This is a genomic window from Bacillus sp. AL-1R (genome assembly GCF_052180195.1).
Taxonomy (GTDB): domain Bacteria; phylum Bacillota; class Bacilli; order Bacillales; family Bacillaceae_G; genus Gottfriedia.
On sequence record NZ_CP197469.1, the window covers coordinates 4,028,703 to 4,051,002 of the forward strand.

At 32.0% G+C, this 22,300-nt stretch carries 15 protein-coding genes; 7 read left to right on the plus strand and 8 right to left on the minus strand.

Annotated elements, in window-relative coordinates:
• The first annotated feature begins 6 nt into the window (after positions 1-6).
• A complete protein-coding gene (locus ACSBO6_RS19255; protein ID WP_098847350.1) occupies positions 7-660 on the plus strand; it encodes an amino acid ABC transporter ATP-binding protein in 654 nt (217 codons plus the stop codon).
• A gap of 249 nt (positions 661-909) precedes the next feature.
• On the opposite strand, the gene ACSBO6_RS19260 is transcribed toward ACSBO6_RS19255, so the two are convergent.
• From ACSBO6_RS19260 to ACSBO6_RS19275, 4 genes are all read right to left on the minus strand, one after another.
• Positions 910-1,926 (minus strand): cytochrome d ubiquinol oxidase subunit II, encoded by a 1,017-nt coding sequence (locus tag ACSBO6_RS19260; RefSeq protein ID WP_498843873.1) that lies wholly within the window; start codon positions 1,924-1,926, stop codon positions 910-912.
• 107 nt (positions 1,927-2,033) lie between these two features.
• Entirely contained in the window at positions 2,034-3,365 is a 1,332-nt protein-coding gene (locus tag ACSBO6_RS19265) for a cytochrome ubiquinol oxidase subunit I (RefSeq protein WP_498843874.1), read from the minus strand.
• 823 nt (positions 3,366-4,188) lie between these two features.
• Positions 4,189-4,554, minus strand: a complete 366-nt coding sequence (locus tag ACSBO6_RS19270) for a GIY-YIG nuclease family protein (protein WP_098846312.1) — start codon at positions 4,552-4,554, stop codon at positions 4,189-4,191.
• 20 nt (positions 4,555-4,574) lie between these two features.
• Positions 4,575-5,330 carry a DUF2087 domain-containing protein gene (locus tag ACSBO6_RS19275; protein WP_098846288.1) on the minus strand — a complete coding sequence of 252 codons (756 nt, stop codon included), beginning with the start codon at positions 5,328-5,330 and terminating at the stop codon, positions 4,575-4,577.
• 537 nt (positions 5,331-5,867) lie between these two features.
• Between ACSBO6_RS19275 and ACSBO6_RS19280 the strand changes: the two genes are divergently transcribed.
• From ACSBO6_RS19280 to ACSBO6_RS19295, 4 genes are all read left to right on the plus strand, one after another.
• Positions 5,868-7,166 carry a polysaccharide deacetylase family protein gene (locus tag ACSBO6_RS19280; protein ID WP_098846289.1) on the plus strand — a complete coding sequence of 433 codons (1,299 nt, stop codon included), beginning with the start codon at positions 5,868-5,870 and terminating at the stop codon, positions 7,164-7,166.
• Positions 7,167-7,602: 436 nt separating this feature from the next.
• The gene (gene sigV / locus ACSBO6_RS19285; protein ID WP_098846290.1) at positions 7,603-8,088 is read left to right on the plus strand and encodes an RNA polymerase sigma factor SigV; all 486 of its coding nucleotides are present in this window, start codon (positions 7,603-7,605) and stop codon (positions 8,086-8,088) included.
• A gap of 24 nt (positions 8,089-8,112) precedes the next feature.
• The gene (rsiV, locus tag ACSBO6_RS19290; protein WP_498843875.1) at positions 8,113-8,985 is read left to right on the plus strand and encodes an anti-sigma-V factor RsiV; all 873 of its coding nucleotides are present in this window, start codon (positions 8,113-8,115) and stop codon (positions 8,983-8,985) included.
• A 251-nt stretch (positions 8,986-9,236) separates the two neighbouring features.
• Positions 9,237-11,237, plus strand: coding sequence for an acyltransferase family protein (locus ACSBO6_RS19295; protein WP_498843876.1), 2,001 nt, complete (start codon positions 9,237-9,239; stop codon positions 11,235-11,237).
• Positions 11,238-11,459: 222 nt separating this feature from the next.
• Here ACSBO6_RS19295 and ACSBO6_RS19300 read toward each other — a convergent pair whose 3' ends face one another.
• Both ACSBO6_RS19300 and ACSBO6_RS19305 read right to left on the minus strand, forming a co-directional pair.
• Positions 11,460-13,007: an IS1182 family transposase gene (locus tag ACSBO6_RS19300; RefSeq protein ID WP_498843510.1), complete on the minus strand. Its 1,548-nt coding sequence runs from the start codon at positions 13,005-13,007 to the stop codon at positions 11,460-11,462.
• A 139-nt stretch (positions 13,008-13,146) separates the two neighbouring features.
• Entirely contained in the window at positions 13,147-17,301 is a 4,155-nt protein-coding gene (locus ACSBO6_RS19305; RefSeq protein ID WP_498843877.1) for a S8 family serine peptidase, read from the minus strand.
• A 408-nt stretch (positions 17,302-17,709) separates the two neighbouring features.
• Between ACSBO6_RS19305 and ACSBO6_RS19310 the strand changes: the two genes are divergently transcribed.
• Positions 17,710-18,930: a helix-turn-helix domain-containing protein gene (locus tag ACSBO6_RS19310; protein WP_498843878.1), complete on the plus strand. Its 1,221-nt coding sequence runs from the start codon at positions 17,710-17,712 to the stop codon at positions 18,928-18,930.
• A gap of 140 nt (positions 18,931-19,070) precedes the next feature.
• On the opposite strand, the gene ACSBO6_RS19315 is transcribed toward ACSBO6_RS19310, so the two are convergent.
• Positions 19,071-19,850 carry a M15 family metallopeptidase gene (locus tag ACSBO6_RS19315; protein WP_498844688.1) on the minus strand — a complete coding sequence of 260 codons (780 nt, stop codon included), beginning with the start codon at positions 19,848-19,850 and terminating at the stop codon, positions 19,071-19,073.
• 409 nt (positions 19,851-20,259) lie between these two features.
• Here ACSBO6_RS19315 and ACSBO6_RS19320 point away from each other — a divergent pair, with 409 nt between their 5' ends.
• The gene (locus ACSBO6_RS19320; RefSeq protein ID WP_180232933.1) at positions 20,260-20,427 is read left to right on the plus strand and encodes a hypothetical protein; all 168 of its coding nucleotides are present in this window, start codon (positions 20,260-20,262) and stop codon (positions 20,425-20,427) included.
• Positions 20,428-20,704: 277 nt separating this feature from the next.
• Here the strand turns inward: ACSBO6_RS19320 and ACSBO6_RS19325 are convergent, their stop codons facing one another.
• A complete protein-coding gene (locus ACSBO6_RS19325) occupies positions 20,705-22,279 on the minus strand; it encodes a SagB family peptide dehydrogenase (protein ID WP_498843879.1) in 1,575 nt (524 codons plus the stop codon).
• Positions 22,280-22,300: the final 21 nt, after the last annotated feature.

Sequence of the window (22,300 nt, forward strand, 5' to 3'; positions counted from 1 at the left end):
CTTTAAATGTTAAAAGTAAATAACTTAACAAAACAATTTAATAAACAAACCGTATTAAATGAAGTCTCTTTTGAAGTTAATAAAGGAGAAATCGTTACTCTATTAGGACAATCCGGAGCAGGAAAAACGACAATACTTCGTTGTATTAATGGCTTAGAAAGCTTCGATGGTGGATCAATTGAAATAGATGGGCAAGTGATAAAATCTAAAAAAGATCTTTTAAAAATAAGAAAAAATGTTGGACTTGTTTTTCAAAACTATAATTTATTCCCACATAAAACAGTAATTGAAAATATTATTGAAGCCCCTATTCTTGTACTAGGTATGAATAAAGAAGAAGCTACAAAAAGAGCAATCGATCTATTAAAACAAGTTGGTCTTAGTGATAAAGCAAATTCATTGCCATATGAGCTATCCGGCGGTCAGCAACAACGTGTTGCTATTGCTAGAGCGTGTGCGCTACAGCCAAAAATTCTTTGCTTTGATGAACCTACTTCTGCACTAGATCCTGAACTAACGAACGGAATTGCAGAGATTATGAAACAGTTAGCAAAGGACGGAATGAGCATTCTAGTCATTACTCACGACATGGAATTCGCAAAGAATGTTTCGACTCGTACACTACTTGTAAAAGAAGGAAAAGTTTTAGCAAGTGCATGAATGAATGTAGGCAAAAACTACTCTTCATTTCTATAAAAAGGTGAATTTAGCATGTTAATTGCAGATTCACCTTTTTTTATTTGCTTCATTCAATAAAAAAAGCGCCTTAAAGTTATAGGCGCCACTTACTCATTATCAATGAAAAAATTTACTAATAAAAGATAATCCCATAATAAAAGCTACAATAAAACATAAAAGCACAAGCCGCTTTTCATGTTTATTAGAAGAGTGCATTACATCTCCCCCACTTTACTTTTTGCCTTGAACGTATTCGGCATCAAATAAAAATAGTTTAAATAAGAACAATAACGATGGCACTAATAAGAGTAATCCTAAGACAAATACTGTTACTAGCATAGTACCTGATGTTTGATTCGTGTATCCATTATAGATCGTAATATAAGGATCCAATATATATGGCAAGTGAGCTGCTCCATAGCCGAAAAAGGCGAAGAAAAATTGGAGCATGACAAATATAAAGGCTGTTCCGTAATTCCGTTTTAGTAAAATTAATGATGATGCGATTAAAAAACAAATTAATGATAATAAAAACATCCACCAATAATGATTTACGATATTTTGATAAAATCTAACGTTATTATCTCTTAATCCCACAAAGACAAGAAAGCTTGATAAAATCGTTGGAACGGTCCAGAATAAAGCATATTGTCTTAATATTGCTAGCGCACTTTCATCTTTCGCTTTACTTGCGTAATAGGTTAAAAATGTTGCGCTTATATATAGGACTGAAATAATTGCAATGATGACAACACTCCAGGAGTAAATACTTGTTAATAAATTTTTAGCTAAAAATTGAACGACTCCGTTTTTTTCAATTATATATCCTCCTCCAGAAATGGTCAGAACCGTACAAAGTGAAGCGGGAATCAATAGACCTGTTGCTCCATATAAGAACAAATAAACTTTATTTTCCTTTGATCCATAATTAGAAAAAGCATAAAATGATCCTCTAATTGCCAATAGGATTAACGAAATACTTCCTGGGATTAAAAGGGCTGTTCCATAATAAAATGCAACACTTGGAAAAAATCCTATAATGCCAACAAAGAAAAATACAAAAAATACATTTGTTATCTCCCAAACAGGTGATAAATATCTACTAATCAAATTATTTATTAAGTGATCCTTTTTTGTTACTTTTCCATAATAAGCAAAGAATCCAGCACCGAAGTCAATTGATGCTATAATGATATATCCATATAGAAATATCCATAAAACGATTATTCCTAATAACTCAATATTCAATGTTCACCCTCCTATTCATTGGCTTTGTTTCAAATTGCAGTCGTACTCTTTAAAGCTACAATATTTATAACTTACCAAGAGTTTTTTAAATGACCTTTAAACAGAGCCTATTTTTTAAAACGATATTGAAGTTCATCTTCGGGTGGATTATGAATGAACATTTTTCGAATAACGATTGTACAAAAGACTCCTAAAAAGACATATAAAACAAAAAATAACCAAAACATACTGCCTAGTCCTTTGGCAGTTGTGGCTCCTTCTGAAACCTTCATATATCCTCTTAAAATCCACGGTTGGCGGCCTATTTCAGCAATCATCCATCCAAGTTCGATATTAATCATCGCCAATGGTCCAGTTAGCGCTAGTCCACGTAAAAGCCACTTATTATGCATCCAATTTTTCTTTTTAATAGAAAACACAACAAATATGAAGGTCATCGATATAATTAAGCCGACAAAAGTCATTTTTATATCAAATAAATAATGGATAAACAAAGGTGGCGTCTCTTCTTTTGGAAATTCATTTAATCCAGTTACTGGTGCATTAAAATCTGAGAAAGATAAAAAGCTTAACAGTTTAGGAATTCGAATTTCATATTTTACTTCATGTGTTTGATCATCAAGCGTTCCGAATAAGACAAAATCTGCCCCTCTTTCCGTCTCAAAATGCCATTCAATTGCTGCTAGTTTTTCTGGTTGATATTTAGCAAGGAATTTTGCGGAAACATCTCCCGTGACACCTGTTAAAACAGCAAAAATTAATCCTAGTGTTGCTGCTAATCGGAGCCCTTTTCGTGTGTATTCCGTATTTTTTCTTCTTAATAACTGAATAGCGGCAATCGACGTTAATATAAGAGCAGATGCAACATATGCAGTAACAACTACATGTAAAGTTTTGGAAGGAGCAGCTGGATTAAACATTGCGGCAATTGGATCGACCGTTTTAATGATTCCATTTTTCAAAGTAAAACCTTGTGGAGTATTCATAAATGCATTTACTGTGGTAATGAAAAACGCCGACAAAGTTGAACCTAATATCACAGGTAAAATGATTAACCAATGATAAATAGGTTTTTTAAATCGATCCCAAGTGTATAGATAAATCCCTAGGAATATCGCCTCAAAAAAGAAGGCGAATGTTTCCATAAACAGTGGAAAACTAATTGCTTGACCAGCAATCCTCATAAAGCTCGGCCATAATAAAGATAGTTGTAAACCAATACATGTTCCAGTTACTACTCCAACTGCAACGGTAATTGTGTAACCCCTGGCCCATCTTCTTGCCATCAGCGTATAGTGTGGATCCTTTTTTAAAATTCCTAACCCTTCTGCAATAGCAATCATTAAGGGTATTCCTACGCCAATTGTTGCAAATATAATGTGAAATACTAGTGTCATACTTGTTAGTAATCTACTGAGTGTGACATTATCCAACTCCATATGAAATCTCCCCCTATAATGTATTATCTTATTGTCCTATGAAATTAATTATTCTAATCAAATGACCGATAATGTTACGATATTTTGAACATAATCAGTAAAATTTCATTTTTTTGTATCTATAAAAGTATGTTCCTATAACAATAAAGGTATACGGGGAATCTTAAGTACAAAGAAATTGATTGGTAAAACAAAAAACCACAAGGAAATCTTGTGGTTTTAGCACGCTGTTAAAAAAAAGAATTTGTCAATTAAACTTTGATAAGTAAGTTGTGTCTCAGTGATTTCCACTACAGGTTGCTCGCTTTCCATGGGGCGAGATTCTTTAGCCTCCTCGGCGTGCGCCTGTGGGGTCTCAGCCTTCCCGCATCTCCCATAGGAGCCTGGCAACCTTTCGTTCCAATCATTTTCTTTATGAAAAATAATAATCTTAAAAACAATAAAAAAGTGAATTGAACGAATGAATTACACTTTATTCATCAAAACTAAATCGAAACTCATGATGAAGACATTCACTTCTTTACAAATATTCATTGTCAAAAAGATGATCTATTCAATTTTAGTCAGTTAGTTAAAACATTTATATTTCAACCAATACCAATTGTATATCAATAAAAAGACAAATAAATAATAAATAGATTATTTTCCCTTTAAATTCAGTTAATTTTCCTATTGACTACAATATATTTCAACACTCTGAAAAAGCCACAAGGAATTCTTGTGGTTTTAGTGTTTGACAGAGCCCTAGAAATTTGAATGTCAAACTGTCTAAAAGAACATAAATTAATTGATAAAACGGGCGTAATCAACAATAAATAATTTGCTATTGATTACCATTGCTACTATATGAGTTATACCCTCTTTCACCATAAGGTTGAAGTTTTTCTAACCATTTTTCTTCTAGTTTTTTTAGATCTCCTTTGATACCTAATGGACTAATGTCTTCTTCCTTTAAAATTTCTAATACTTCAAATATAAATGACTCTTTTCCATATTCATTCCATTCTTGTTGAAGAAGTTTATTTGTACAAGACCCCGCCTCTAATTCAAATTTCTTCCCATTAATGGTTTTTAAATTTTTAGTACTTACGATGAAGACTTTTTGATTTTTTATGTTTTTAATTTGGTAAATACCTGCTTGAACTTTCGTTTCCTTATATTGCATTTTCAATTCTTTTTTTCTACTCATTTTTAACAACCTTTCTTTTACTAAGCTTTTACCCAATAACTACTGCCATCCGACTTTCGATCAATAAAGCCATATTCGATTAAGTATCTTCTTAACACGACATAATCAGGATAAATAGCTGTCAGTACTTCATTTATCTCTTTTTCTGAATAATTCTTATTTGGTGAAAATCTTTTCACAATTTCTCTTAACACAACAAGCTTTTGTTTTTCCTTTAATGGAAATTTTTTTAATGGCCCATCTACGCCTTCAGGAAAGTATTTTTTTATAGTTTTTTCCATTTCATCTTCCGTAATGTTATAGCGCTCATCAACCATTTTTGCTGTTTTATGAAGTGGTAAAAAACTTGGCGCATGCTGATCCTTTTCTTTTAAAAGCTCCATCAAGACAAGAAATAATTTTGCCTGTCTTTCCTTTTCCTTTAAAACAAAGCGATGATTCCTGATTGTCGAAGAGCTACCGATTCCCGTTTCTTTTTGTATTTCTGTATCACTCTTCCCTTGATAAAAAAGACGTAAAAGATGGTTTTGATGTTCTGTTAATCCTGTTAATTTTTTATCCAGTTGGATTAAATAATCGAAAACAGAGTCATGACTATGTTCTATATGGACTTTCATGTATTTTTCGGCTTCATATAAAATTCCCGAATCTTGATAAATAATGCCTTTTTCAATTCTATTACTACAGAGTAAACAGTAATAATGATTTTCCTCTTCGATATATCCTTGTTTTAATTCTTCTATATCGGCATTCCAAAAAACGTCTAAATTTTCCACTTAACAAACACAACCCTTTTTCGTTTATTATAAAACAAACATTTAAACAAAATGTTTACTAATTTATAAACATATTATGTTATTGTTTGAAAAATGTCAATTTTACTATTCTATAAAACTCAAGTTGTTTATACATAATTAATAAAAAAGATCTCTTAAAAGCCCCTTTAACATAAAGGTACATTTTTCCTAATATGGTACCGTTTTTATCATTTAATGTTTTAAAAATGATTCTTTCTATTCTTTTCAACATAATTCATTTATTCCATAAGGACTAATTTCAAATCTTCAATTGACAATTTATTACAGTACTTTACAATTAAAATGTAAGGTAAATTTAATATTCGACACATTTTAATCTAATTAAAAAACCTAGTTTAATATGGAAAAATCTTTACATATTATTTTTCTTTTAGACTAATATGGTTTAAGGAAAACAACGGAAATAGGTATGACAAAGGATATATTCTTACGTCAGTCTTTACTGTCTAAGAATAAACGCAAAAGAGTGATTTCTTTACAAGATAGGAGGAAGTTATGTCAATTAACAATGAAAAACACATTGAGCTTTTATCAATCGAAAAAAAATTCGATAAATCCTTTTTGCATATAAAACTATTATTTAATCAAGAAATAGAACTTCATTGGGAAATTGACAACGAAACGGCCAATCTTATGAAATCAAAAATTATTTTTGATGAAAACAATAAGTTTAGCCTTTCTTTATGTAGTACTTGGGATGAGGATAAAAAGCAGTTTACTAGTTTTGTAACGAAGTCAAACAGTAATAAGAGTGAAAAAATTTACTTTTCTTGTTCTGAAGAGTTTCATTTGCAACTTCACTCTATAAAAAATATGAAAGATCTTAGAATTTTAATTGATCTACCTTACTTATCAATTAGTCGATCCAGTTCAAAAAAAAATAAGGGTAATTCGAAAAAGTATAAACTATATGGTTGGCTTACTGTTGCTGCTATTAGTATTCTATCGATAAGCTTAATAGGTTATAAGAGTCAAACTTGTAAAGCAGAATCTTTATTTTGCGGAAAAAAACCAGCAAAAGCAGAAAGTGTTTCAAAGGTACAAAATACAAAATCTCCAGAGAAAAAAATTAAGTCAAATCAGGAAAAACAAGTTCCAAAGAAAGATGATATCAAAAACGTATCTCAACCGAATGTACACACAAATGAACCTGATGTCAGATATGCAGTTAAAAAAGAACCCATCAATAAACCCGTTCAATCAATATATCCGACTGTAAAATTAAACAATGTAATTAATTATAGTATCCCACAAGGTAGCGTAGCACTTACATTTGATGATGGTCCCTCGAAATATTCGAAAGAAATAGTAAATGTTTTAAAGAAATACAAAGTTGGCGGTACTTTTTTCTACATCGGAGATAACGTTCAAAGGTATCCTGAAAATGTACAATATGCATATTCTAACGGTTATTCTGTTGGAAGCCACTCCATGCACCACTATAACTTCTTAAAACTATCTTATAAAAATCAAGAAGATGATCTGGTTAGAACAAATAACTTAATAAAAAATATTACAAAGCAAGATACAGTACTCTTTAGACCACCCTACGGTGCAAAAAACCAAGCAACTATTGAATTAATGCAAAAACACCAATTTAAAATGGTTTTATGGGATAAAGATACTGAAGACTGGAAGAATCGCAATACGAATACAATTGTAAATTACGTTAAAAGCCACACTGGATCTGGAAGTATCATTCTACTTCACGAAACTAAACCTTCTTTGGATGCTTTACCACAAATTATTGAATATCTCCAATCAAAAAATTTAAAAATTGTTAGTTTAAATTAGCAAGTAGTCGCTTTTAGCGACTACTTTTTTATTCAAACGTTTGTTTAAATTTTAGAGTAGTACTTTTCATTTGTTTTTGAATGAATATCTTCTTCATTAGTCGCCCCCCCAATAATCAAAACTTTATTCATAAATTTATTTCTCTTTTAAAATTTTTTGTTTTATTTTCGTTCATTTTATTCTATAAAAAGCCAATTAATGGAATTTTGGTGCACCCTTGCTCTTTTTTTATTAATTGTGTTTAGATTGTTTACGAATAGGAATGCCATCTGTATACTACTTATTTAGACCCATATCTCTTAAACGGTTAGGTTATTTTCTTTAGTAAATATTTCCTAGATTTTTTTTTATTTTTTATAAAACTTTTTCGAATAGGTATACGTCTTTTATAATGTGTACCTTCTTAGATACGTATCTCAAAAAAGGAGCTCTTTAAATGAAGGGGAAAGCTAACTTAGAAAAGGAACTTGTAGATTTAATTATAAATAATAAAGATGATTTTTATCGGTTAGCTTATAGCTACGTTAAAAACTCAGAAGATGCGGTGGATATATTACAAGATTCTATTCATAAAGCCATTTCCTCAAAAGATAAATTAAAAAATGAACAATCTTTAAAAAGTTGGTTTTATAGAATTGTAGTAAATACATCATTAGATTTTTTAAGAAAACAAAAAAAAGTAACTGTAATGGATGAAGAAACGATTGAGCTATATTCTTCAGGACAGGATGATAATTATACAGATATTGATTTAGAAAGATCATTAGAATCTTTACCAACTAAATATCGGGCTGTAATTGTCCTCAGGTATTTCGAAGACTTAAAAATTGAAGAAGTTGCTGAAATTTTACAGGAAAGTCCAAATACAATAAAAACTCGTTTATATAAAGCTTTAGAAATACTCCGGATTAAAATGAAATGAATTTATTTTTGGGAGGCCAATTAGTTGGATAAAAAATTAGAAAAATTAAGATCGGACTATAAAAATGTTCCTATCCCTGATCATTTGGACATTATTGTTAATAAAGCAATTAAACGTTCCATAAAAAAAAGAGTCCCTTTAAAGTCAATTACAGGTTTTTTAACTGCAGCACTATTTGTTTTATCAATCAATACTAGCTCGACTTTTGCAAAGACATTATCAAATGTTCCAATACTTGGAAATGTTGTTAATGTACTAACTTTTACTGAATATACTGTAGATGAGCCAACCTTTAAGGCAAATTTAAAAGTCCCTGCGGTTAAAAATTTAAAAAATAAAGAGTTAGAGCAAAGCTTGAACAACAAATACTTAGAAGAAAATAAAAAGCTATATGATCAATTTATGAAAGAAACAGAATCTGTTAAAAAAGGTTCTGGTGCACACCTAGGAATTGATAGTGGTTATGAAGTTAAAACAGATACTGAGGATATTTTGTCCATCGAAAGATATGTTGTTAATACCGCTGCCTCTTCCTCAACAACTATGAAATTTGACACAATTGACAAGAAAAAGGAAATATTATTGTCATTACCGATTCTTTTTAAAGATAAATCATATGTAAAAATAATTAGCGAAAACATTAAAGAACAAATGAAAGAACAGATGAAAAAAGATGAAAGTAAGGTATACTGGATACCGGAAGCAAATCTTGACTATTCAATTGATCCTTTCGTAAGCATTAAAGACAATCAAAATTTTTATATAAATGAAGATCATAAGCTTATTATTTCATTTGATAAATATGAAGTTGCACCTGGTTATATGGGTGTGGTTGAATTTGCAATTCCAACCGACGTCATTTCAAAAGTATTAGTTGGGGATTATTATATTAGATAACTTTTTTAAATAAACGAATAAAGAGTCACTTTTAATTTATTAGATTTGGCTCTCTTTTTTTGAAAAACAAATACATTAAATAAAAAGCCAATAGTTAAAAAAGGCTACATAAATATAGATAGATTAGAGGAAGGGGAAATTAGCAATGAACTTCGCGGTTCGGACAATTAAGAAATTAAATAGTATAAGCGCTCAACATTTGTTCAAAAAAGAAATCGTTTATGAGGTGTTTAAACGAAGAGGTTATGCTTATGTCTAATACAAAGAAACCGTTTCGTTATATGGCTGGATTAGACGGGCTTAGAGCTTTAGCTGTTTTATCTGTAATTGCATATCATTTGAATTTTTCATGGGCTTCTGGCGGGTTTCTAGGCGTTACAGTATTTTTTGTACTTTCAGGTTATTTGATTACCGATTTATTAATTGCTGAGTGGAGTACAAATCAAAGGATCGACTTAAAAAGCTTTTGGTACCGCCGCGCAAAAAGACTTCTACCGGGTATGTTCACCTTACTACTTATTGTCATTGCATTTGTTTCATTATTCAAATCATCAATGATCGGAAATTTAAAACAAGATTCAGTAGCTGCCATATTTTATTACAGTAATTGGTGGTATATCTTCCATCACCTTTCATATTTTGAGTCTTTTGCAAATCCATCGATATTAAATCATTTTTGGTCGTTAGCTGTTGAGGAGCAGTTTTATATTATTTGGCCGATCCTTACTCTATTAGGCTTAAAATATATTAAAAATAAAGATCGACTATTTTTGTATACATTAGTTGGTGCAATCGTTTCTGCATTACTGATGGCTATATTATTCCATCCTGGTAGTGATCCTAGTAGGGTCTATTATGGAACTGACACGAGAGCTTTTTCATTATTAATAGGGGCATCATTGGCTTTAGTATGGCCTAGCCGAAAACTTACAAATAACGTTACAACCTCTGGAAAAATATTAATTGATCTAGTAGGGATTACGGGTTTACTTATTTTTCTACTGATGGTCGGTAAAACAAATCAGTATGATAGTTTCCTTTATCGTGGGGGAATGTTCTTATTGTCTATTTCATCTGCCATGCTAATTGCGGCACTCGCTCACCCGACAAGTAAGATTGGTAGATTCCTATCAATGAAACCATTGAAATGGATCGGATTACGTTCATATGGAATCTATTTATGGCAGTACCCTGTCATTATTTTATTGTCCCCTAAGGTTAACACTGGCGATATTTCACTGTTTAGAGCAATTTGTCAAATTACATTAATATTTGTTCTTGCAGCTCTTTCCTATCACTATATTGAAGATCCAATTAGAAAAGGTAAACTAGGTATACTTTGGAAAAACTTCCTTGCAGGAAATATTAATCTAAAAGAATTCTTTTATAAACATATTGTGATCATATCCACATTTATTTTATTATCAGGTATCGCAAGCTTTGGACTATCTATTCTCCCTGATTCTAAAGATGTAAAAGCAAGTTCAGAAATTGAATCAGTTCAATCCGTATCAAAACAATCTTCTGAAACTGTTGTTGAAAACGGTACTAAAAACCCTCCTTCAACAACTATAGATGATCACGATAAACAAGCAACCAAACCAATTGGGCAAAATGATGACGAAAAAACAGTAAATCAAGATAAAAAGCCAGTCAATGACAATACAAGTAAACAAAATAATAATAGTGGTCAAACAAATGAAGAGCCAAAGTCAGGTGTCGATAACAATCAAACTCCAAATACTAACAAACCCGCTGAAACGAATAAGCCGGTTGTGTCAAATAATAATGTATTTATCGTAGGAGATTCAGTCGTTATTAATTCAATTCCTGAACTGAAGAAAACCTATTCATCACTTTCTGTAAATGCTAAAATTGGAAGACAATTTACTGAAGCATCTGCAATCATTCAACAAGCAAAAAACACAAATTCGCTTGGAAATATTGTTGTTATAGAGCTAGGTACAAACGGTCCTTTTACCACAAAACAAATGTCTTCTCTCATCGATTTAATTGGGAAAGATCGAAAAATTTTATTTGTTAACACGCGAGTACCAAGACCTTGGGAGTCGATTGTGAATAAAACTTTAAGAGAAGTTTCAAGTAAATATGCAAATACTAGAGTTGTAGACTGGCATAGTGCTAGCGCAAATCATAACTCATATTTTTCTCCAGATGGTGTTCATTTAAAACCAGATGGTGCAAAAGCATTAGCGTCACTACTCATAAATGCAATTGAATCTTGGAAGTAACACCGGTTGAATTGATTACTAGGTAAATTTAAAATGCACCCCATATAGTAGACATAGTCTACAATTTGGAGGTGCATTTTTTATTTATCATACAGAGAAGAAGCTGTCTCAAAAGGTCATTGAATGACGACATTTTGAGGCAGTTTTTTTCATTTCATCATTTTTTGAGGGTTTTTTATAAAATTGGAGATTTTAGGAGAGGAATTTCCTTTTATTATTTTGTTATTTTTTCAGTTTTTTGGAAGTGGATTCCCATTTTTTTAGATTATGGGCAACACAAATTAGACCCCAGTCCGTGGTATTTTTGGACAGGCCTTTCATTGTAAATCGTTTATACCCTTGATTATGTTTTATTTGGCCAAAGACAGGTTCTACATCAATTTTTCTTTTTCGATATTTTTGATCCCCTTCTTCAGTCGATAGTCTTTTCCGTATGTCTTTTCGTTGGATCTGATTTTTGATGGAGACTTGGATCGTTTTCATTTCTTTTCCTTTGGCACAGGTGCTTTGGAACGGGCAGTTAGGGCATTCTACGCATTGATACGTTCGTTTAATGGATTCATAACCGTTATCTGTTTTCTTTTTACTTTCATATTGGAAAACTAGTCGTTTATCATTTACACAAATCCATTCATCTAATTCCTCATCATAAGTCATATTTTCAGCACGACCAATTTGTTTTTTCCATGCCTTAGTTTGTTCCTTATCGAATGTGTTGTATTTAATAAAAGCCTCTATTTCTTTTTCCTCACAATGAGCGTAATTTTCTTCACTCCCATAACCAGAGTCGGCAATGATCGAATTTGGTTTTGGACGATTGTACTTTTCCAATAGATCTAAATGAGGGATGAGGCAGCCTGGATCACCTGCGCGTTGGTGAAGACTAAAGCCAACAATAAATTGATTTTCCGTTCCAATTTGTACATTATATCCTGCTTTTAACTGACCATTTTTCATATGATCTTCTTTCATTCGCATAAAAGTTGCATCGGGATCGGTCTTGGAATAACTGTTACGATTTTGAAATGTTGCCTTTTGTTTCTCATATTTTAGTTTTCTTGGTAGTAAATCTTTCTCCAACTGACGCTTTGCTTTCTTTATCGCCTTATTTTTAGGATCTTTTTCTAGTCTTTTCTCTAACTTTTTCACGGTATCAGCGATTTTTTCGGACGTAATTGGTGATTCCTCTAATTTCGCTTCAATGTCTGTTTCTTGTTCTAAATCTTCATCTTCTTGGATCACTTTTTCAATTCCTAACACAATCTGTTGGAATTTTTCATCGAGTTTTTGATCATATTTTTCCGTGGATTTACGCCAAACGAAAGTGTATTTATTGGCATTTGCCTCAATTTTGGTACCATCAAGAAAATAGTCCTCAAGTTTTACAAGACCCTCTGCTCGAAGAAGATCGACAATTGAAAAGAACGTTTCATAAATTACGTCTTTCATTCGATCGCTTCGAAAACGGTTAATTGTACGGAAATCAGGTTGTTGTTCGCCCGAAAGCCACATAAAAACAATATTCTCTTTCAGTTGTTTCGCAATTTGTCTAGAGGAATACATACGGTTTGAATAAGCATAAAGGATAACTTTTAACATCATTTTTGGATGATAGGGCGGACGGCCACCACCTGTGTGAAAAGAAGAAAAAATAGTAGGATCCATTTTATCGACCGCAGTGTCAATTAAACGGGCAAGGTGATTAGTAGGAATTAATACCTCAATGTCCATTGGAAGAGTTAGTTGATTCATGTTATACTGTTTATACATAAGAAAATCGTTCCTTTCAGGTTGTTGGTTGTGGTGACTCAATTATACCAAAAAGAACGATTTTCTTATTTTTTTATGCTCAAAAAAGGGATGCCCCAAAAAGTTTATATTTTTGGGACATCCTCTTTCATCTAACACTCTAGTTAAATTTCTTTTTCAATTCTTCTAACGTTAATTTACTTGTTTTTTCAACTGGTTTAATAGATGTAGGGAAATATGGATTTGTTGTCATAAAGTTCTTTTCAACATAATTGAAGTCCAAAATATCAACTACTCCATCTTTATTTAGATCTTCCTTCAACTTATCTCCAGTTACATGCGCTTTATTTGCAATAAGCTTTGCATCATAAATGTCGATTACATTATCTCCATTAATGTCTCCTGCCGCTGCAGTATCAGTATAAGCGAAATAGTCTATTCCTTGGATTTTTCCATCTACTAATTTACTTAATTTAACTTTTCTACTATATTGATAGTGTCCTGGTATGCTAACTACGAATGTATAATCATCTTTAGTGGCAGGAATATTTAAAATCGTCATATAGCCATGATCAGAAATATCCGCTTTATATTGTTTACCATTTTTATCTACAACATATGCTTTTACACCTAGCTTCGAATAATCTAAATCGTAGTTATAAAAGTTAACTGCTTCACCGTGGAAATACCCTTCTAGAACTGAGTGTTGGGCGATGAATTTAAAGTGATTAGCATATGTCGGTAACGTAACCTTATTCCCTTCATTTGTTTGATAAGTTGACTCTTGATAATAAAAGCCACTCTCCCTCATATAGTTAAGGTCGCTCACTACCTTTAAATTAATATCTAACAAATCAATATTCCCATTAATTTTTACTGGTAAATTCGTCTTTTTATCCTTAATATCAACTGATAATGTTGTAATATTTGACCACGTATCCTCTGTTATTTGTGGTTTTCCAATGCGAATACTCCAATTATTTTTCTTCATTAACTCATCTAATTGTTTCGATTGCTTTACACTCATAACTTTGTAATAGTTTGGAATATTAATAGTTGCGTTAGCACTTGTTAAATTTTTCGCATTGTGGATCGTAAATGTACTTGTAAACTCTGAACCTAAAGTAACTTCTTTAGACTTTGTATTAATTGTTGCGTATCGGTCACCTTTATTAATAATCGTAAAATCAGGGAAAACCGGGTTTCCTGCTGTTGCATAATCATAGGTATAAATTGCTACGTTCGTAGGGTAATTTGCATACTCTTCTGGTAATACACCAAATTTGAAGTCACCATTTTTAGTTGGGAAAAATTGTGCTGTCGGCCATGATGAATCCTGATAAGCATAAACTGAGTTTGCTTCTTGAGTTAGCTCATGTCCTCTACTCTTTAGATAATCGATTGTATCGTCGTATACATTTCCATGGACCCAGTAAGCTTTGTAATCTTTACCATCCATTGGGTTTGTTTCAGTTGTTAAATCCGCATCGGAAATTTCATTAATGCCTGTCTTTTTATCAAATACTACTTTTGGAGGGGTATTATCAATTACCATATCATTGTCAACTTTATAGGTTTTCCCAGCAGCATCTGTACCAATATAAGAAACAATGTATTTGCCTTCATCTAAAGGTTCATATTCAAGTGTTAATGGCTTATTTGGATCACCTGTAAATAATTTTGCATCACCAGAAAAGCCGTACATGATTAAGTAGTCTGTATCAACATTTGCACCGGCACAATCGAAAGTACCGTATAGGCCAATTGGTTTTCCAGATAGATCGCTAACAACAACATCGATTTTTTCCATCTCACTGTTAAATCTTACTGTAACTGGTGTAAAAGGTAGTATATCAGGATGGAAGTTACTTAAGTCACTTGTTATTGCATTCTTAAAGAAATCAACCTTTGCAAATCCACTTGTCGTATACCTCACGTGGAACGGTATTTGGTACTCCTGTGTTTTCGATTCATTTTCTACATAAATATAGCCTTCATATATGCCAAATTCAGCAGATTTTGGTATTGTTATTTTGGCGTCTATATTGACACTGTCATTTCCATTAACAGTTACTTCAGAAGGCAGTTCGAGTTTCACTCCATTTTTACTAGCATCTTTTGAAACCTCATCTATCGTTAAAAATTCTACTCTTGTATGATATGTTTCATTATTTTTGCTTAAATTTTTAATATTAATTGAAGTTGTACGATTTTGTTCCTCGCTTGTTTGTGTAATACTTCCGAATGGTAATGAACCTGATAGATCATCGATTTGCTTTTTAAAACCATTTTCATCCAATGTATACGATTTATTTTGTACTTCTACTAAAGTCGTGTTATGAACTGCCTCGTAAGCATCTACTCGACCAGCTCCAACTTCGTTTACATGATATGTTCTTCCTTTTAATGGATCGGCTGTATTCATAAGTGCTGCTTTTACATCGGCAACAGTATATTCTGGGTGGGATTGTAGTAATAATGCAGCAACACCCGCAACATGTGGCGTAGCCATTGAAGTCCCATCCATGCTCGCGTAACTAGTTGAGTAATCCGTTTCTTCCCCAGGATTATTAATATATTCTGGTACAGTTGAGAAAATAGAAACACCTGGTGCCACAACATCTGGTTTAATATCAAAATTATTACTTACAGGTCCTCGGGAACTAAAGTCTGCTAATACGTCACCAGATGTCATATTTGACTGTAAATCCGTCATTTTTAATTGAACATCCGGATTCTTAGTGAGCTCATCAACAATACTTTTCCCTTCCTCTTGACTCATTTTAAAAGTAGGTACATAACCAAAGTTTTCACCTAAAAAGAAAGGAATCTCTTCTTCTATATTATTATAAATTAACACTGCTACTGCTCCTTTTTCATGAGCACGTCGGATTTTTTCATCAAAAGATAAAGTACCACGTGATATTAGCGCCACTTTGCCACTTACGTCTTTATTTGTATAATCCTCCTCGGCACCTATTCCTACATCTACAACATTCAATTTTTTATCAATAATATTTAAGTAATCTTTTCCTAAACCGTGAGCCATTAACTCATTTTCAACTGAAACATTCCCTATACTCGTTTGTACAGTTGGTATATCTGTAGGAACATCGCTTGCTCCGACAGTAATAGCTAATGGTGACGAACCAGGAGAACCTAGTGACCCTGGAGTAGGACCTGCATTACCTCCCGCTACCACGGGAACTACCCCTTGTAAAGCTGCATTATTAATCGCTACTGCTGTAGCATCTAAAGAATAATTATTACTGTTTCCTAAAGAAAGATTAATTACATCCATCCCATCTTCTACAGCCTTTTCAATTCCAGCAATAATCCAAGAATCATATCCTGAACCATAATGACCTAAAACACGATATGCATATAAGTCAACATTTGGTGCTACGCCAGTCATTGCATAATCAACGTTATTTCGCGGGTTTGATGCAATTGTACCCGCAACATGTGTTCCATGTTCAGTAACAAATGGACGGCCATCAATTTCTGCCGGCTCACCAGAAGCAGCTAAATCTGCAGGTGTAGATTCCATTGGATCCGAGTCATTATCTACAAAATCATAACCACCTTTATAAACATCCTTTAAATCCGGATGATTATAATCAATACCCGTATCAAGAACTCCTACTTTAATCCCCTGGCCATTTATATCCTCGTTATGTAAACGATCTACACCTAAAAGTGGTAACGCTGGTGGCACACTTTTATTTTTTGTAGAAGAATTAACAGAAAGCTCTTTGATCGGTACACTAACTTTGTTATCCTTCCATACTCGTTTCACAACACCCGTTTGAAGAAGCAAATTAATTTGATCCGTCGGAATCGTCATTGCCACTCCATTGAATACATTTTCAAATGATTGTTTAATATGAAACTGATTTGTTTTCTTTTTAGCTTGCTGATTTACTTCCACTTTTTCGTTTTTCTTATTCCATAATTCCGTTAATCGCTTTTTAAAGAACTCTTGTTCACCTTTTATTTTTTCTTTCTTACCTTTAGATACCTTTTTGATTTTCCCATTTTGATCATTTTCAATTGGTGAAGTTTTTAGTTCAACTATAATATTTGCAGTTTTATCTTTTAAGGATAATAAGCTTGGGTCAATCACAAAGCCTTCTTGAGGAGTTAAACGTTTAATCGATTGTCTTTGCTCATCTGTCAGTCCCTTTAAGATTGATTCTACAGAGTTCGACGTTGCATAAGATTTTTGTTGAGGCATTAAATAAGATGTAAAAAAGCTTGTAGTTAATACACTTGTTACCATTACATTTAGCATTTTCTTATTTCTAATCTTCATTTCTATGCGCTCCTTCTACTAGATTAAGTTAAACTGTTTGAAAAAAATGATTAAATTAACTAACTCTATTTCATTCCTCCAATAAAAAAAATGGTGTAAAATTAGAATTGGAATAGTTAGATAAATCTAATAATTTAATTGTAATTTAGCTATTTTTCGTGGTAAATGGGGGTTATTTCAGATCGAATTGTCTTTAATGAGCCTTATTTTCGACATTCATCATCATAAATTATTTTTCTATTTAGCATTAAAGTCGCATTTTTTACTAAATTTATTGATTGATAGATTTTGCATGGAATGAAAGTTTTTAAAAATTCAATAGAAATTTTTAGGATTAACTTGGGGGAATCAATGGTTTTCTACTACTCAAACTTTTAATAAAAGGCTTACAAAAAGGAGAAATTTGTTATGTATGAGGGGAGAATCATAAAATATTATCGAGAAAAATCTCAAATGACACAAGAACAATTAGGGAAAGGAATTTGTTCTAGTACGCATATTAGTAAAATAGAAAGATCTCAAACTGAATATGCAAATGAAATTATAGCCCTTCTATCAGATCGACTTGGAATAAAAATCGAAAATGAGATTTTAAAATTAAAAAATATTAAAATGCGTATAGATAGTTGGCAGCAGTCTATTATAATGCAGCTATTTGACGAAATAGAAAAAATCAACATAGAACTTGAGCAAGAAGAGTTAATTCAAATTTCAAATCATATTAATCAATATAAATTACTTCGCATCCGATATTTATTAATGCGTAATTTAATGAGTGAAGCAAAAGAGCTCATAAATGAAATTAAAAAAATAAAGCACAAATTGGCACCTTATGAACGAAATCTTTTTAGACATGTGCAAGGTATTTATCACTTAACGAACCATGAACCTTTACTTGCCATTCAAGTTTTAAAGAAAATTAATATTGAAGAATATGCAAATGAGGAATATTATTATCACTTAGCTTCTGCTTATCATTCAAATGATTTTCCTGTTATGGCATATTTCTATGCTGATAAAGCCCGACAGTATTTCAAAAGTATTAATTCCTATCTTAGGGTAATCGACTCCGAAATGCTTATGCTAATACAAGTTAAGGATAATGAAGAATTTTCTGAGACGATTAAAAGATTTGAAAACTTAATCCAAAGCTGCGAAATTTGTAGATCATCGGACCGAAAAGCAAGGGTATATCATAATTTAGCTTTTGAATATTATCGAAGAAAAAATTATGAGTTAGCAAAAAAATATTATTTTGAGTCTATGAAATTGAAGGATTCCAATTCGATCCCATACTTACTTTCCTTAGAAGGATATATACGAAGTTCCTATTATGGAAAACTTTTATCTAAAGGTGAATTATTACAATATGTAGGGAAAGGGTATGATCTTGCTACCAAAAAAAATGACAAACTTTTTATTAATTTATTCATCTTATTAGACTTATTAATCTTAGAAAAAGAACAAGAATATCACCAATATTTGGCAGATCATTCATTACCATTTTTTAAAAAAGTAGGATTCGCTTATCTAATCAATCAATCGGAAAAAGAATTGTTTAACTATTATATTAAAGGCAAACAAACCCGTAAAGCATTAAATATGGCAAATACATTAATAAATCAGTAGAAAGTAAAAGGCATGTCCCGTACTAATGAGACATGCCTATTACTTTCTGATAATCGCTCGCGTTCTTCTTTATTACTTCGCTTCAGACTTCTGTCCTCGAAAGACAAACGGTTGCAATCAGTCTGAAAAGTTTTTTATGATTATTTTTTAGCTGGCATCGCTTCTTCAAGTGCAAGGTGATTCGTATATAAATAAGTAGCGTATTCTTTTCCAACGTATCTTAAATGCCATGGTTCATAGTGATATTTTGTGATCTCCACTTTATCTTCAGGGTAACGAATGATAAAACCGTATTCATGTGCGTGCTCCGCTAACCATGTACCTTCAGGCGTTTTGGCAAAACCTACTTCTAACTTATTACCAAATGCCGGTGATGAAACATCCATCGTTAGTCCAGTTTGATGTTCACTCGTTCCTGGATATGCGCTGTATGCTTTAGTCCATTCCTCACCGTGTACAGAAAGATAATTATTGTATAAAGAAACTTGTCGATCGTACGAACGATATCCAGAAATTGCTGTTAATGTATAACCATCAGCTGATGCACCAGCAAATAACTTCTCTAATGCATGTCCAGCTTCACTTCTCATTCTAGTTTTTTCTTTTATTGCCCCATTTAATGGGATTGATGGATAGATAAGATCACCTGGTTCATAACCATCTGGTAACTTTCGATCTTTATTCACTAACACTAAATTTGAATCAACGTTTAAAACTTCTAATAATCCAGATTCATCTTCTTTTGTCGTTTTATAATAATCTGGAAAACTAAGTACCATATCATTTTTAACTTTGGCATTCTTTTTAATAACAATTGTTTTAGGTTCTTTGTTTTGTTCATAAAGAGTACCTGCAACACCAGCTACTAAAACGAAAGAAATTGCAATCCCCAAAATTGGTTTTTTTCTACGATTTTTCATACTTCTGAACAATATTTATCTCCTCCTACATTATTTCTATACTTTTTCGCTTTTTTAATTGGTTTTTGTCGTAAGCATTTGATAGGCGATTAATTACGTTCTGTTTACTCTAGTATCGTCACGAAATCTTATAATCAAACTACTAAATAATCATCGTTTAAGATCAAACAAAAACTAACCATAAAAATAATAAAATTTGTTTTACTAAAAATTAGACGATTTAATTATACAAAAAGTTTTATAATCTGACATTTTTTTTAATAATATGTTATGTTAATAAATAGTATATATAACAATTAAAAAATTGTGTTAATATAATTTACTCGATAAACAAAAAACAGAATATTTTGGAAGTATTTTACTAAAAAGACTAATACATTTAAGAATCTATATATAGGAGAATAAAATTATGAAATGGCTAATTTGTTTTGGCCCCTTATTAGAACTAGCTATAACAGCTAGTATTGCTAAATTCTGGGCCGATGATTTTAAAGAAATTGCACCGATTATTATACTTCAGTTTTTACTTTATACTTTTTTAATAACACCAATTCTTCTTTGGGGATTTTTACGTTAAATATTCCCGATAATAAAAAAACCTTCTTCTCTGAAGGTTTTTTATTATATTCCAATAATACCCTACTTCATTATACGATAGAATTTTAATTCAAAAGAACTATTCCATCTAATTTACGAGACTTTAGTATGTCGAATTTATGTCGATTGTGCATTTAACCCGCGCCAGTATTAGGTTTGGTGAATTCATCTTTTATCAATAATTCGTAATGACTATGTTGTAAAATAGAACAAAAAAAAACAAGAATACCAAATAGTATTCTTGTTTTTAAGGTTTATTAACTATGCAAGTTTCCTTTTAGCCAAGGTCGATTCCGATAGTGACCGATTGGGATTTGAATTAAATTCGTTTTTCCCATCTTTTCTAATCCGTATATCTCATCGCATAATTTTGTATTGTATCCAAGAAGTGGATGCCCTCCCATTCCTAATGCTGATGCGGCTATTAGTAAACGCTGAACCATTATGCCAGCTTCCATTTGTTGAATTCGATAGCCTCTATAACTATGTGTTGATTTTAAATGTTCCGTATTACCCACTACATGTATACAAATTGGCACTTGGAATAAATTAACGGTAGGGGCATTCATTCCAGACTGGAGCTGCATACGATGATCTCCTAATTTCGTTTGTACTAGCGTATGAGTACAATCATCATAATAATAAGCTCCATTGTTAATCCCTTCAACGTTATACAAACATAAATATAATTTTGGCCTGTTCTTACTATTTTTAAAGGATCGATCTAAATCATTTATATAGGAGAAGGATGCTGTCGCCTCTTTAAGTAATGTTGCAAGTTTTATTTGACTAATAGAGCTTAAAACAAAGTCAAGCTCAGGTGAAAACCGTTCTTTACATATCGTGGCAAAATCATAGGATAGACGTTCTACTTTAGGTAATATAATTCGATGCCGTTCATCTACAGGATCAACAGTTTCGTCAACTTTTCTAAATGATTGAGTCGATTCAATCATCGATACTTTATTGAGTTTAATTAGCATCGGAAACTCTCTAATCTTTTTTGATTTTATTAAATATTTATGTGAAACTGCTTGTAACTCTTTACTTAGATCGATTGAATAATGATGTTTACTTTTTGCATTATCTTTAGACATCAAGCTAGTTTCTTCAATAGAGAGTGGAATGATTCCGTAAACACTTTCCTCACGTTCGTTTATGCCGATTAAATGGTTGATTGCTTGATCGAGAAACTGGTAATATACTCCAGCCTTAAGCCCAAACCGTTTAGCCGCCTCTAAAATCTGTCCAATTAGCACACCGCAATCTAGCCCTTGAAGACGATAAGAAAAATTATTATATTTAAAGAAATTTTTCCAAAACATTGTTGAAATAAAAATAGTACAAAAACACTTTGGAAGATCACATCTATCTCCTAAAGCTCTTGAGACATAAGAATCAAAATTTCCTTCTCTTAATAAAACTAAGCAATGTCTAGCAACATCATAGTGATAGATCCCTGAACAGACTTGTTCGGACTTCAAATATAAATACAACTCATTCGGATACAAACCTCCACCAGAAGGAATGAATCTTCTGTTTGAAGACATCATATTAACCATATCATTGGATCCAGAAGCAATTGCTGTTTGAGCAATTTGGGTTAATCCATATACATACCATAGAAAATAGCCAATTTCGTCTAAATTTGGCTCAGATGCGTTCCTGTTTTCTTTTAAGGATAGTGGCACGTTTGAAGAAAGTGGAATTGTAGGCAAATCTTTATAAAGCTTATAAGTTAGTGGGGCATCCTCCCAATCTACTTCCCAATCTGATTGATTAGCCTTTTCGATATCAAAATGAAGATTGTGTAGAAATGTTTGTAAACTCATTCCAATCACCTCCTATAGCAC

Excerpts from the sequence above, each read along its gene's own strand:
- ACSBO6_RS19255 (WP_098847350.1), top strand. The coding sequence starts at position 7 with ATGTTAAAAGTAAATAACTTAACAAAACAATTTAATAAACAAACCGTA.
- ACSBO6_RS19265 (WP_498843874.1), bottom strand. The coding sequence starts at position 3,365 with ATGGAGTTGGATAATGTCACACTCAGTAGATTACTAACAAGTATGACA.
- ACSBO6_RS19270 (WP_098846312.1), bottom strand. The coding sequence starts at position 4,554 with ATGAGTAGAAAAAAAGAATTGAAAATGCAATATAAGGAAACGAAAGTT.
- ACSBO6_RS19280 (WP_098846289.1), top strand. The coding sequence starts at position 5,868 with ATGTCAATTAACAATGAAAAACACATTGAGCTTTTATCAATCGAAAAA.
- sigV (WP_098846290.1), top strand. The coding sequence starts at position 7,603 with ATGAAGGGGAAAGCTAACTTAGAAAAGGAACTTGTAGATTTAATTATA.
- ACSBO6_RS19295 (WP_498843876.1), top strand. The coding sequence starts at position 9,237 with ATGTCTAATACAAAGAAACCGTTTCGTTATATGGCTGGATTAGACGGG.
- ACSBO6_RS19300 (WP_498843510.1), bottom strand. The coding sequence starts at position 13,007 with ATGTATAAACAGTATAACATGAATCAACTAACTCTTCCAATGGACATT.
- ACSBO6_RS19305 (WP_498843877.1), bottom strand. The coding sequence starts at position 17,301 with ATGAAGATTAGAAATAAGAAAATGCTAAATGTAATGGTAACAAGTGTA.
- ACSBO6_RS19310 (WP_498843878.1), top strand. The coding sequence starts at position 17,710 with ATGTATGAGGGGAGAATCATAAAATATTATCGAGAAAAATCTCAAATG.
- ACSBO6_RS19315 (WP_498844688.1), bottom strand. The coding sequence starts at position 19,850 with ATGAAAAATCGTAGAAAAAAACCAATTTTGGGGATTGCAATTTCTTTC.
- ACSBO6_RS19320 (WP_180232933.1), top strand. The coding sequence starts at position 20,260 with ATGAAATGGCTAATTTGTTTTGGCCCCTTATTAGAACTAGCTATAACA.
- ACSBO6_RS19325 (WP_498843879.1), bottom strand. The coding sequence starts at position 22,279 with ATGAGTTTACAAACATTTCTACACAATCTTCATTTTGATATCGAAAAG.